Below are 13,421 nucleotides of genomic sequence, written 5' to 3'. Positions count from 1 at the left end.
AAATTCGGGAGCTTTTATGAAAATTAAAGACAGTTTGGTAAATTTTGACAAAAATGATGTGTTTAATTTAACAAAACGAATCTTGTATAAAGGTTTTTTTTCTTTGCTTGAATATCGTTTTCAATATCGAAAATTTGATGGTTCAATTAGTGAGATTGTAACTCGTGAAATTTTAGAACGTGGGCATGCGGTTGTACTTTTAGCATATGATGTAAAACGTGATGAAGTTGTGCTAATTGAGCAAATCCGGATTGCTGCGATTGAAACCCAAGATAGTCCTTGGATACTAGAACTTATTGCAGGTATGATGGATCATGAGAATGAATCATTTGAAGAAGTAGCAAGACGTGAAGCAATGGAGGAGGCGGGAGTTGTTATTGGTCGATGTAAACCCATCATCAGTTATTTAGCATCTCCTGGAGGTTTAACTGAACAATTGCACATTTTGGTGGGTGAAGTTGACTCATCAACCGCTGAAGGCATTCATGGTCTTGACGAAGAAAATGAAGATATTAAAGTTCATGTAGTAAGTCGAACTCAAGCTTATCAATGGGTTAAAGATGGAGTGATTAACAATGCTGCATCAATTATTGCGCTTCAGTGGCTAGAACTTAATCATGAGCTCTTAAGAAAAGAGTGGAAATAACTTTTTAGGCATCATTTTTAATTATTTCTTTCATAAATGTGAGAACTATTTTACACTTTAATAGAATGCTAGGATTTATAATAAATTGTTTTTTCAGTCACAATGTCTATTGTGTTGTTGACATTATTAACCATGATTATAGATTAATAGACAATTGGGGTGAATTTTGGAGTCATTTCTAAAACTTCCAATATGTAATAAAAATTACGGTAAAATATTACATATAACTGATACTCATCTTTTCGCTGATGACAATGCTTCATTGCTTGGTGTTAATTCTAATGCAAGTTTTCTAGCGGTTATAAATGAAGTTGAACGTAGTAATAATAAGTTTGATTTAATTGTAGCAACTGGTGACTTTGTACAAGATGGTTCTAAAAAAGCTTATGCTCGTTTTGCGGAACAAATAATTAAATTTGATACTCCTTGTGTGTGGCTAGCTGGCAATCATGATAATTATTCGTATATGCAAGATGTGTTTGCAAATTATCAACTTGTTGATAATAAGGTAGTTTTTTTGGGAGATAAATGGCTAATTATTTTATTGAATAGCCAAGTTGTTGGTCAGGCTTACGGTTTTTTGTCTGGATCTGAACTTAAGTTTTTACATAATGTTTTAACTGAACATCCTAATAGAAATGCATTAGTTTTTTTACACCACCATCCAGTTAATTCTGGTTGCTATTGGTTAGATCATCATATTTTAAAAAATAGTGACCAGTTAGAGAAAATTATTCAAAAACATCCCAATGTAAAAGGAATTGGGTGGGGACACATTCATCAAAAACAAGATTATGTTTGGCATAATTGTAAGGCATTTTCAACTCCTTCCACTTGTTTTCAATTTAAACCTGAATGTTACGATTTTCAATTATCAAGCGACGATGCACCAGGTTGGCGGGAAATCACACTTAAGATTGATGGTTCTATTGATAGTGATGTTTATCGATTAAAGGATAATCAGTTTTTGCCTGATGTTTCTCAAAATGGTTATTAGTAGTTAGTAATCAAAATAAGTTTAAAATAGGTTAATAATTACAACAAAGGTGCGAAAAAGTAAAAAAGCCGCTCGACAATGCGTTGCCAAATAGGGCGTTGATTCCACTCTTTGGTGTTTATTTCATCTGAATTAGATAAATATTTTTGTAAAAGATTTGATAAAGATTTAGCGAACTCTGCATCATCAATCACAGTTGTAATTTCAAAATTAAGCCACAAACTGCGCATATCTAAATTGACAGTACCGACAAGACTTAATTGATTGTCAATTAAAACACTTTTGGTATGTAGCAAATTATCATTGAATTGATAGAGTTTTACTCCGCCGTTTAATAATTCAGAAAAGAATGCTCGACTTGCCCATTTTACCATTAATGAGTCATTATTTTTAGGAATGATGATGATGACTTCAACACCTCGCTGTGCGGCTGTGCATACAGCATGTAAAATATCATCACTTGGTACTAAATAAGGTGTAGTGAAAATAATTTGTTCTTGTGCCGAATAAATTGCTGTTAATAATACTTGGTGGATCATGTTTTCCATATAACCCGGACCCGATGCAATTAATTGCATAATGTGTTTATTATCTTCAGGTGGTTCAGCGAAATCAGTAATTTTTGGTAGTACTAAATATTTTCCGGTCTCTAGCTCCCAATCACTGGCATAGAGAGCACCCATAAGGGTTGTAACAGGACCATTCATTCTGACCATGATATCAACCCATTTGCCAACATGTTTATTTTGTTTGAAGAAATTCGGATCGACAATATTCATACTACCAGTATAAGATATATAGTTATCGATAATAGCTACTTTGCGGTGTTGACGTAAATCTAACCGCCTAAACATAAATCGAAGTAAATTTACTTGTAAGGCTTCGACAATGATGATGCCTGCAGTACGCATTCTTTTACTAGCATTACTTTTAATAAAATGTCTGCTACCAGCAGAATCAACCATTAATCGGCAAGTTACACCTCGTTTAGTTGCTTGAATAAGAGCTTGCTCGACATCATCAGCACGACCACCTTCATTCCATATATAAAATACCATTTCAATATTTGATGTCGCATGATTTATATCATCAATTAAACGGTCAAAAATTATGTTTGTTTCACTCAGTAACTCAATATGATTGCCATTAATTCCATCAAGACCAGTTTGATGTTTACAAAGTTGAAAAATCGGTTTGCTGACTAGGCTAACTTTGTTGGTGAATATGTCAGGAAAGTCACTTAGTTGGTTAATAAACTTGGAAATAGTCGGGCGCATTTTTTGTGCGCGTTTAACTCGTTGCTGACCCAAGTGAGCTTCGCCCAGTGAAAAATAAAGAATCACACCGACAAGCGGTAAAATATAAATAACCAGCATCCATGCAATAACATAAGTTGTCGGTCTTCGCTTAAAGACAATCCGTAAAGTTGTTGAAACAATGATCAACCAATAAATAAGGAAGATCAAAGTACTAATTAATGCATGAAATGAGGTAAATTGCATATTTAATTAGCTATCAGTTAGGTTTAACTTGGTTATTGGAGCTTTAGTACAATCATAATTTTGAAATACTTCAGGTAATGGTTTTGGATTATTATGTTTATCTACTGAAACATATGTGAATACGGCATCTGTTATGCAAAACCGTTGTGTTGAATCCGATGTATCTATGACTTTTTTAACCCAAACTTCAATACCAATTGTGATAGAGGTTTTTCCAGTTTTGATGCAATGAGCATAACAACAAACAACATCCCCTACCATTGCGGGCTTGTAAAATGTAATACTACTAGCATTAACGGTTACAACCCGATTTCTGGCTATTTCTTTTGATAAAATACCACCGGCAAGATCCATTTGAGACATTATCCATCCACCAAAAATGTGTCCATGCGGATTAGTGTCAGCCGGCATCGCTAGCGTTCTAAGTACCAATTGACCTTTAGGGGCTATATTTTGTGTCATGCTAAAATACTCCGTATGTACAATTTATTTATTTTCTGTATCTTTATTCATATTTTTATAGATATAGATACCTGATATCAACGATAATAGTAAGGATGCACTAGGTAAAATAAATACTTTAAATATCCAAAAGAAATCATCTGTCATGTAATAGGTCGCACCTAAACTAATGGTGCCACATAATATAAAAAAGAAGATCCATAATAAATTTAATTTATTCCATATGTTGGTCTCTAGTTGTATTTCTTTACCTAACATTGTTTGAAGTAGGTTTTTTTTGAAAAAAAATTGGCTAACTAATAGGGCTGAGGCAAATAAGAAATTAATAATAGTTACTTTCCATTTAATGATATTAGGATCACGCATATAAAGTGTGAATCCACCAAAAACCATAACCATCAGATAAGAAATTAGCTCTACTTTATCTAATTTTCTATATAAAATTAGAACAAGAAGAAAACACAAGGTAGCAGCAATCATTAATGCTTGAACGCCAACAAAAATATCATACTTGGTTAGAAATACAAAAAAGAATACAAGAGGAATAAAATTTAAAAGTTGTTTCATTCAATTATTGTCCTAGCACTAAAGATGAATTGATATATTTTAAATAAAAAGCCTATTGGAATAGGCTTATTTTTTGTGATGAAGTTCGGGATGGGCTTTGCAATCACCCGACTGGCAATGGCCATATAGATATAAACTGTGAAAAGTTAAATTAACACCATATTGTTCAGCAATCTCTTTTTGTCTAGCATTGATAATATCATCACGAAACTCAAATACTTCGCCACAATCTAAACAAATTAAATGATTATGATGTTGTTGTGTTGCTAGTTCAAATACTGCCTTACCACCCTCAAAGTTATGACGAGTAACAATTCCAGCATCATCAAATTGATTCAAAACACGGTAAACTGTTGCAAGTCCAATTTCTTCCCCCATATTAAGTAGTTTTTTGTAAAGATCTTCTACAGTAATGTGTTGGCATGAAGGATCTCGTAATAATTCTAAAATCTTTAATCGTGGTAACGTAACCTTTAAACCAGCACTTTTGAGTGCTTCGTTATTATCATTATCATGATTTGTCATATTACTTCCCAATTAATTTATTGATCATAATTCATTATAGGAACTATGTACGGTAAATAAAAGAAATCAATTCAATAGACTAAATTTTCATTTCTGTTTTGACTTGATTTACCCAATTGTTAATACGTTCTTCAGTTAATTCTGGTTGACGATCTTCATCAATGGCTAAACCAATGAAATGAGTGTCATCAATTAAGCTTTTAGATGCTTCGAAACTATAACCTTCGGTTGACCAGTGTCCAACAATTTTTGCTCCTTTAGGTTCAATAATATCGCGGAGTGTTCCCATAGCATCACAGAAATATTCTGCATAGTCTTCTTGATCGCCACAACCAAAGATAGCCACTGTTTTACCACTAAAATCAATTTTTTCTAAATTGGGAAAAAAGTCATCCCAGTCAGCTTGAGATTCACCATAGTACCAAGTTGGAATACCGAAAAATAGGTAATCGTATTGTTCAATGTTTTCTTTAGTGGCTTTTGCAATGTCGAAAAGATCAGCTTTGTCACTACCTAAAATGAGTTGGATTTGCTTTGCTACATTTTCTGTATTACCTGTATCACTACCAAAAAAAATACCAACTTGTTTCATATTTGTACCTTTACTATCTATGATATTAAAATATTTTAGGAGTATATCATTGTCACTTATTATCAGCAATAATTCTAAATTACACAGAACATAAGTTATTATGTGCTATACAATTTATTTATCTTGCATTAAAATTATTGCCTATTTTTTATATTAAATTAGGCTGTGGAATTTCATTATGAATTTGCATGAGTATCAATCTAAATATCTTTTTAAACAATATAATTTGCCTGTACCTGAAGGGTATGTTTGTAACTCAATCGGTGAAATACAAGATACATTAGCTGAATTATCTTCAGGGACAAATTTAGGAGCTTGGGTTGCTAAATGTCAAGTTCATGCAGGGGGAAGGGGTAAAGCTGGTGGTGTTATTTGTACTCAAAACTATAGTGAAATAATGCAATTTGCTGAAAAATGGTTAGGGCAAAATCTAGTTACTTATCAAACCACCGATAAAGGTCAACCAGTTAATAAGATTTTAATTGAAAAAGCGTCTAATATTCAGAAAGAACTTTATTTAGGAGCAGTGGTTGATCGTAGTTCCAAGCGTGTAGTAATTATGGCTTCGACAGAAGGTGGTGTTGATATTGAAAGCGTTGCTGAAAAAACACCATATTTAATTTATAAAACTTCACTTGATCCGTTAACTGGTCCCTGTGCTTACCAAGGGCGTGAACTTGCGTTCAAATTGGGATTAACAGGTAAATTAATTAATCAATTTACAAAGTTATTTGTTAATTTTGCAAAACTATTTTTAGAAAATGATGTTTCATTAGCTGAAGTTAATCCATTAGTGATTACTGATTCCGATGAACTAATTTGTTTGGACGCAAAAGTTGTGTTAGATGATAATGCCATTTTTAGACATCCTAATTTAAATATTTTAAGGGACACAACTCAAGAAGATGAACGTGAGTCAATTGCCGCAAAACAAGGTATTAGCTATGTATCTTTAAATGGCAATATTGGTTGTATGGTTAATGGTGCAGGTCTTGCGATGGCAACTATGGATATTATTAAACTACATGGTGGTTCGCCTGCTAACTTTTTGGACGTTGGGGGTGGCACAACGAAAGAGCGTGTTGCTGAAGCATTTAAGTTAATATTATCTGACAAAAACGTGAAAGCGATTTTGGTTAATATTTTTGGTGGTATTGTTCGTTGCGATTTAATCGCCGATGGAATTATCAGTGCAATTAAAGAAATAGGTCTTACTGTTCCTGTTGTTGTTCGCCTTGAAGGTAACAATGCACAGCTTGCTCGAGAAATTTTAGCTAAAAGTAAATTAAATGTTACTACTGCCGAAAGTTTACTAGATGCGGCCCAAAAAATTGTTGCTGTTGCCAAATAATAGGACGCATGGAGAATAGTTATTATGTCAATTTTAGTTAATAAAGAAACAAAAGTTATCTGTCAAGGATTTACTGGTAGTCAGGGAACTTTTCATTCTGAACAAGCGCTTGCCTATGGTACTAAGTTAGTTGGTGGTGTGACGCCAGGTAAAGGTGGAACAACCCATTTAGGTTTACCTGTTTTTAATACTGTTAAAGAAGCGGTTGTTGCAACTGGTGCAACAGCTAGTGTTATTTATGTACCAGCAGCATTTGGTAAGGATTCTATTTTGGAAGCGATTGATGCAGGCATTAAGCTAATAGTCTGTATTACTGAAGGTATTCCAACTCTAGATATGCTTGTTGTTAAGGCAAAGTTACAACAAAATGATGTCGTAATGATTGGACCAAATTGCCCTGGTATTATTGTTCCTGATGAATGTAAAATTGGTATTATGCCTGGACATATTCATCGTGCTGGAAAGGTTGGCATTGTTTCGCGTTCTGGAACGTTAACTTATGAAGCGGTTAAACAAACAACGGATATTGGTTTAGGGCAATCCGTATGTATAGGTATAGGAGGTGACCCTATACCTGGTAGTGATTTTATTTCTATTTTAGCATTGCTTGAGCAAGATCCTAAAACTGAAGTTATTGTAATGATAGGTGAAATCGGTGGTAGTGCTGAAGAAGAAGCAGCTGAATATGTTAAAAAACATGTGACTAAACCTGTTATAGCTTATATTGCTGGTGTTTCAGCTCCATCAGGAAAACGTATGGGGCATGCAGGTGCAATTATTTCAGGAAAGAAAGGAACAGCGGTAGAAAAATCTAAAGCATTGCAATCTGCAGGTATTACAGTTGTAACAAGCCTTACCGATATAGGTGATGCAGTAAAAAAACAACTCAAAATATAAATTTTTTGATGTATATCAATTTTATTCTGTGATTATCGGTGTATAATGCTTGGCAATAACGTAGAAATTTGTGAGCATTTAAGGATTAGGGAGCGTTTATGCTAGATATAGTAGAACTTTCACGGCTCCAGTTTGCTCTTACTGCAATGTATCATTTTATTTTTGTTCCATTAACGCTAGGATTAGCGTTTATGCTAGCAATTATGGAAACGGTATACGTTGTTAGTGGTAAGCAAGTCTGGAAAGATATGACAAAATTCTGGGGTAAACTGTTTGGTATCAACTTTGCAGTAGGTGTCGCAACAGGTTTAACCATGGAATTTCAATTTGGTACTAACTGGTCTTATTATTCGCATTATGTGGGAGATATTTTTGGTGCACCGTTAGCTATTGAAGGTTTAATGGCATTCTTTTTAGAATCAACCATGGTAGGTTTGTTTTTCTTTGGCTGGGATAGATTAAGCCGTGGTAAACATTTAATGGTGACTTGGTGTGTCGCATTTGGTTCTAACCTTTCAGCTCTTTGGATTTTAGTTGCTAATGGTTGGATGCAATTCCCAATAGGTTCTGAATTTAACCCTATTAATTCACGCATGGAAATGGCTAATTTCTATGAGTTAATTACTAATACAGTTGCCCAATATAAATTTGTTCATACTGTTGCAGCAGGTTATTTAACAGGTGCTATTTTTATTTTAAGTATTAGCTCTTACTATTTGTTAAAAAAACGTGATGTTGCCTTTGCCAAACGATCTTTCGCTGTTGCAGCCACATTTGGATTTATTATGTCAATCGTTGTGGCGATTATGGGTGATGAAGCAGGTCATGAGATGACAACTGTTCAGCCAGCTAAACTTGCAGCAATTGAAGCAGAATGGGAAACTCAACCTGCACCAGCATCATTTAATGTTATTGCTTTTCCATCACAAAGCAATAAAGAAAACTTGTTTGCAATAGAGATCCCATATGTTATGGGAATAATGACCACTCGTTCACTTGATACTCAAGTAACAGGATTAAAAGATATTTTAGCAAATAATGAAAAAAGAATTCGCAATGGGATATTAGCCTATAGTAATTTGGAGAAGATCCATCAGGGTAATCAAGACCCTAATGTACTGAAAGCTTTTGAAGATAATAAATCTGATTTAGGTTATGGTTATTTAGTCAAACGTTTTACTGATCGTGATAATTTGGCTATACCTCAGGCTACTGAAGAACATATAAAGGCTGCGGTAGAAGACTCAATTCCTACAGTTTGGCCACTATTTTGGGCTTTCAGAGTTATGGTCGGCCTTGGTGTATTAATGATTTTGGGTACAGGGTTTGCTTTATGGACTACTTATAAAAATAAAATTGGTGAAAAGCGTTGGTTACACCGCATATTAATTCTTTTTTTACCGTTCCCTTGGCTGGCATGTGAGTCAGGTTGGTTTGTTGCCGAGTATGGACGCCAACCTTGGGCAATTCAAGACATCTTACCGACTGGAGTAGCAAATTCTTCATTAACAGCAGGTGAAGTGTTATTCACTATGGTTCTTATTTGTGGACTTTATACACTATTCTTAATTGCTGAATTATTCTTAATGTTTAAATTTGCTCGCTTAGGGCCAAGTTCTTTAGGCACAGGCAATTATCATTATGAAAAAACACAACCGGTAACAGATAGGACATAGGGAGTATACACAATGATTGATTACGAGATTGTACGCGTCATCTGGTGGGTGCTGATTAGTGTTGTTTTAATCGGTTTTGTTGTAACGGATGGTTTTGATATGGGCGTTGGTATTTTATTACCGTTTATTGGTAAGACTGATACAGAACGTCGCATTATGATTAATGCAATTGCTCCTCATTGGGATGGTAACCAAGTATGGTTAATTACTGCTGGTGCAGGAATATTTGCTGCTTGGCCAATGGTATACGCTGCGTCGTTTTCTGGTTTTTATATTGCAATGATTTTAGTTCTTTGTGCGCTATTTTTTAGACCAATTGGTTTTGATTATCGCAGTAAACTAGAAAATTCAAAATGGCGTAATTTATGGGATGCTGGTATTTTTGCAGGTAGCTTTGTGCCAGCATTAGTTTTTGGTGTTGCTTTTGGTAACTTATTAGAAGGTGTTCCTTTCCGATTTGATAACTCTTATCGTGTATTTTATGATGGTAACTTCTTTGGTTTGCTTAATCCTTTTGCATTGTTGACTGGCGTTGTTAGCTTAATGTTATTTGTTGCTCATGGTGGTGCTTGGTTACAAATGAAAACATCAGGGGAACTTTATTTAAGAGCCAGAAAGGCTACACAAATTGCCAGCTTAGTAATGTTAATTGCATTTGTTTTGGCTGGGGTTTGGGTTGCATTTGGCATTCATGGTTATGAAGTTACCAGTGTAATTGATTATAATGCAGCATCTAATCCATTGACTAAAACAGTTTCTACTGATGCATCATGGTTAGATAACTATCTGAATTATCCAGTTTTATGGATAGTCCCTGTTTTAGGTATGGTGTTACCACTGCTTACTATTCTTTTTTCTAGTCTAAACAAAAATGCATTAGTATTTATTTCATCAGTATTAACAATTGCCTGTGTTTTATTTACCTATGGTATTGCAACTTTTCCATTTATTATGCCTTCAAGCATTATGCCAAATGCAAGTTTAACAATATGGGATGCATCATCAAGCCAATTAACACTTAATATTATGTTTATTGTGGTTCTTATATTTTTACCTATTGTCCTTATATACACCATTTGGTCATATATCAAAATGTTTGGTAGACTAGATAAAAATCATATTGAAAATAATAAACATTCTCTTTATTAAGGAACTATTATGTATTACATTTTGTGGTTTATAGGAATTATTGCTGCATGTATGCTATCGGCTGTTACAGGTTTGTTAGTCGAAAGAGGTAGCGAAAAAGAAACTAATAACAAATAATATCAAGTATAAATTAATAAAAAGGTGACAAATAGTCACCTTTTTAATAGTAAGTAAAATATTAGCAATAAAAGAAAATGATAATTGTTTTCATTTGCTGTTTTTTATATCATAGTGCAGCGAAGTTTATATTCAGATATAATAACACCAAATTTGATTAGTGTGATTTGGATATGAAACAATTCAATTGGAATGCAAGAGTTTATTATGAAGACACAGATGCAGGCGGTGTAGTTTATCATGCTAGATATCTAGCATTTTTTGAAAGAGCAAGGACTGAAATTTTAAGACAACTAGGAATTAGCCAACAGACCTTATTACAAGAAAATATTGCGTTTGTTGTTAAAAAAATGGATATTAGCTACCATTTTCCTGCTCGTTTAGATGATATGCTTACTATTAGTACTAAGGTGGATCAAACTCGCAAAGCATCTATTATTTTCAAACAGACTATTGTTAATCAAAATGAACGAGTTATCAGCACAGCAGATGTGCTTATTGCCTGTGTAGATATCGCTAAGATGAAGCCATGCGGGCTTCCTAAGTTATTAGTTTTGGAGTTTATATAAGTGGAAAATCTGAACATTATTAATCTATTTTTGCAAGCGGGTTTGTTAGTACAATGTGTTATGTTATTGCTACTTACTTTTTCTGTTATATCATGGGCTATTATATTTCAACGGAGTAAGATTTTAGGAAAAGCTAAAAAACAAGTTGAGGAATTTGATAATAGTTTTTGGGCTGCTGATGATTTAAATATTTTATTTGATAAAGCGAAATTTTATAAAGAAGAAATTAGTGGTACAGAGCATATTTTTTATTCAGGTTTTAAGGAGTTTTCACGGCTTTATCAAATTAATCCAAATATGGCAGAATCTGCTTTAGATGGAGCATTGCGTTCTATGCGTTTAGCTATGAATCGTGAACTTGATATCCTTGAATTACACATTCCTTTTCTAGGTACAGTAGGTTCTATTAGTCCATATATTGGTTTGTTTGGTACTGTTTGGGGAATTATGCATGCATTTATTTCTTTAGGTGCAGTTAAACAGGCAACGTTACAGATGGTTGCGCCAGGGATTGCTGAAGCATTAATTGCAACCGCAATTGGTCTATTTGCTGCTATTCCTGCCGTACTTGCTTATAATCGTTTATCATTGAGTGTGAGTCGAATTGAACAAAGCTATCTTAACTTTATTGATGAATTTTCTGCAATTTTACAACGCCAAGCAGTTGCTGTTAGGAAATAATTATGAGTAGAAGCAGACGTTCTCGTTATTCGACTAAATCTGAGATCAATATAGTACCTTTACTTGATGTACTATTAGTATTAGTGCTTATTTTTATGGCAACGGCACCAATTATTAGTCAAAGTGTTGAAGTTGATCTACCTGAAGCATCGGAATCTAAGACGATTTCGCCATCAGAAACTAAACCAATCATTATTGAAGTGTCAGGCGTTGGAGTTTATGCTCTAATTATTGAGCAGGACCGTCAAGCTAATTTACCACAAGAAAAAATTGTTGCAGAAGTTAAGCAACAGATGTTGCTTAATGAAAAGGCTGTGTTTTTAGTTGGTGGAGCTAAAGATGTTCCCTATGAAGAAATTATAAAAGCGTTGAATTTATTACAATCAGCAGGTGTTAAGTCTGTAGGATTAATGACTCAACCAATTTAAATATTATAAAAGATGTCAGCAATGTCTCATAAGTCAAATTCAAAATTAAGTATAGCTATTGTAATATCTATTATACTACATATGATTTTAATTATTATTTTAGGTTACCGAGTTATGTATAGTAATGATGTTAATTATGGTAGCTTTAACGGCAATTCTATTGATGCTATTATGGTTGATCCTTCTGTAATGGATGAACAATACCAAAGACAACTAAAAACACAGATTAGCCAAAAACGGGCTGAGCAACAAAGGCAGCAACAAATAGAAGAGCAGGCTCAAGCTTTACAAGAACAGCAACTGGCTCAACAGCAACGACTTAAAGAGTTAGAAAGAGAGCGCTTAAAAGTAGAAGAACTACAAAAGAAAGAGGCAGAGGCTGCACAGGCGGCACGGGTAGCAAGGCAAAAAGAAGAAGATGAACGTAAAGCTAAAGAACAGTTAGAAGAGCAGCAAAGACAAGCTGAAAAGCAGCGTTTAGAACAACAGCAAGCGGAATTGGCTAAACAAAAAGCTGAGCAAGAAGCTAAATTAAAAGCTGAGCGAGAGCTATTAGAAAAGCAACGTGAGGAAAATCAACGTAAACAAGAAGAGTTAATTAAACAAAAAGCTGAACAAGAAGCTAAAGCTAAAGCCGAACAGGAAATTATAGAAAAGCAGAGAATTGAAAATGAACAAAAACAAGCTGAGTTAGCTAAAGAGAAAGAAGAGCAAGCAAAAAAGCAAGCCACTGAAAAAGCTGCTGCCGATAAAGCTAAGCGAGCTGCACAAGCTAAAAAAGATAAAGAACTTGATAATTTACTAAACGGGTTAACATCAGGCACATCTAATCCATCAGGTGGTGCTGCTAGTCGTAAAGGTGTTTCTGATGGTGAGCTAAATAAATACAAATCATTAGTTCAAAATGCGATTAGTAATAAGTTTATTAATCCTAATAAATTATATAGTGGCCGAAATTGTGTATTAGAAATTCAAATTGCACCCGATGGTTTATTGCTTGATGTAAGTGCAAAAGGTGGTGATGATGCATTATGTCGAGAAGCCCTTTCAGCAACTAAACAAGCTATTATTCCAAAACCTGCGAGCACATTTTATAATCAAGTAAAAATAATGACAATTGACTTTCAACCAAAATAGTTTTTATTCACAAACGCTATATTTCCAGAAATTTTTTTTAAAATAAATTAACAATATCTTCAAATTAAAATGTTGAAATTATATTAATCATCCCAATATATAGTCTATTCATTCCGAATAAAGTT

General features: G+C 33.9%; 15 protein-coding genes. 10 read left to right on the top strand and 5 right to left on the bottom strand.

Going from position 1 to position 13,421, the window contains the following annotated elements; translation table 11 throughout:
• Positions 1 to 16: 16 nt before the first annotated feature.
• Positions 17 to 646 carry an ADP-ribose diphosphatase gene (nudF, locus tag GYW75_RS04545; protein ID WP_034909763.1) on the top strand — a complete coding sequence of 210 codons (630 nt, stop codon included), beginning with the start codon at positions 17 to 19 and terminating at the stop codon, positions 644 to 646.
• 166 nt (positions 647 to 812) lie between these two features.
• The gene (gene cpdA, locus GYW75_RS04540; RefSeq protein ID WP_174798602.1) at positions 813 to 1,643 is read left to right on the top strand and encodes a 3',5'-cyclic-AMP phosphodiesterase; all 831 of its coding nucleotides are present in this window, start codon (positions 813 to 815) and stop codon (positions 1,641 to 1,643) included.
• Positions 1,644 to 1,681: 38 nt separating this feature from the next.
• Here the strand turns inward: cpdA and cls are convergent, their stop codons facing one another.
• The 5 genes from cls to fldA form a co-directional block, all read right to left on the bottom strand.
• Positions 1,682 to 3,145, bottom strand: a complete 1,464-nt coding sequence (cls, locus tag GYW75_RS04535) for a cardiolipin synthase (protein ID WP_174798601.1) — start codon at positions 3,143 to 3,145, stop codon at positions 1,682 to 1,684.
• Between the two features lie 6 nt (positions 3,146 to 3,151).
• The gene (gene yciA / locus GYW75_RS04530) at positions 3,152 to 3,607 is read right to left on the bottom strand and encodes an acyl-CoA thioester hydrolase YciA (protein WP_174798600.1); all 456 of its coding nucleotides are present in this window, start codon (positions 3,605 to 3,607) and stop codon (positions 3,152 to 3,154) included.
• A gap of 24 nt (positions 3,608 to 3,631) precedes the next feature.
• On the bottom strand, positions 3,632 to 4,174 hold the full coding sequence (locus GYW75_RS04525) for an inner membrane-spanning protein YciB (RefSeq protein WP_174798599.1): 543 nt from the start codon (positions 4,172 to 4,174) through the stop codon (positions 3,632 to 3,634).
• Positions 4,175 to 4,240: 66 nt separating this feature from the next.
• Positions 4,241 to 4,699, bottom strand: coding sequence for a ferric iron uptake transcriptional regulator (gene fur, locus GYW75_RS04520; protein WP_034909755.1), 459 nt, complete (start codon positions 4,697 to 4,699; stop codon positions 4,241 to 4,243).
• Between the two features lie 79 nt (positions 4,700 to 4,778).
• Entirely contained in the window at positions 4,779 to 5,291 is a 513-nt protein-coding gene (fldA, locus tag GYW75_RS04515) for a flavodoxin FldA (protein ID WP_034909753.1), read from the bottom strand.
• A 178-nt stretch (positions 5,292 to 5,469) separates the two neighbouring features.
• On the opposite strand from fldA, the gene sucC reads away from it, so the two are divergent.
• The 8 genes from sucC (at position 5,470) to tolA (ending at position 13,296) form a co-directional block, all read left to right on the top strand.
• The gene (gene sucC / locus GYW75_RS04510) at positions 5,470 to 6,642 is read left to right on the top strand and encodes an ADP-forming succinate--CoA ligase subunit beta (protein ID WP_174798598.1); all 1,173 of its coding nucleotides are present in this window, start codon (positions 5,470 to 5,472) and stop codon (positions 6,640 to 6,642) included.
• Between the two features lie 24 nt (positions 6,643 to 6,666).
• A complete protein-coding gene (gene sucD, locus GYW75_RS04505) occupies positions 6,667 to 7,539 on the top strand; it encodes a succinate--CoA ligase subunit alpha (RefSeq protein ID WP_174798597.1) in 873 nt (290 codons plus the stop codon).
• A 98-nt stretch (positions 7,540 to 7,637) separates the two neighbouring features.
• Entirely contained in the window at positions 7,638 to 9,215 is a 1,578-nt protein-coding gene (locus GYW75_RS04500; protein ID WP_174798596.1) for a cytochrome ubiquinol oxidase subunit I, read from the top strand.
• A 12-nt stretch (positions 9,216 to 9,227) separates the two neighbouring features.
• The gene (gene cydB, locus GYW75_RS04495; protein WP_034909746.1) at positions 9,228 to 10,364 is read left to right on the top strand and encodes a cytochrome d ubiquinol oxidase subunit II; all 1,137 of its coding nucleotides are present in this window, start codon (positions 9,228 to 9,230) and stop codon (positions 10,362 to 10,364) included.
• Positions 10,365 to 10,654: 290 nt separating this feature from the next.
• A complete protein-coding gene (gene ybgC / locus GYW75_RS04490) occupies positions 10,655 to 11,050 on the top strand; it encodes a tol-pal system-associated acyl-CoA thioesterase (RefSeq protein WP_141671007.1) in 396 nt (131 codons plus the stop codon).
• Positions 11,051 to 11,731 carry a protein TolQ gene (gene tolQ, locus GYW75_RS04485; protein ID WP_034909742.1) on the top strand — a complete coding sequence of 227 codons (681 nt, stop codon included), beginning with the start codon at positions 11,051 to 11,053 and terminating at the stop codon, positions 11,729 to 11,731. It abuts the gene before it with no gap.
• Positions 11,732 to 11,733: 2 nt separating this feature from the next.
• A complete protein-coding gene (gene tolR / locus GYW75_RS04480) occupies positions 11,734 to 12,159 on the top strand; it encodes a colicin uptake protein TolR (protein ID WP_065574447.1) in 426 nt (141 codons plus the stop codon).
• A 12-nt stretch (positions 12,160 to 12,171) separates the two neighbouring features.
• Complete coding sequence (tolA, locus tag GYW75_RS04475) at positions 12,172 to 13,296, top strand: cell envelope integrity protein TolA (protein WP_342366960.1); 1,125 nt, start codon at positions 12,172 to 12,174, stop codon at positions 13,294 to 13,296.
• Positions 13,297 to 13,421: the final 125 nt, after the last annotated feature.

Origin of the sequence: Gilliamella sp. ESL0232, from assembly GCF_013346885.1 — a bacterium.
Classification (GTDB): Bacteria; Pseudomonadota; Gammaproteobacteria; order Enterobacterales; family Orbaceae; genus Gilliamella; species Gilliamella bombi.
The sequence above is the reverse complement of the archived record's forward strand: the minus strand, read 5'-3'. Positions and strand labels throughout refer to the sequence as shown.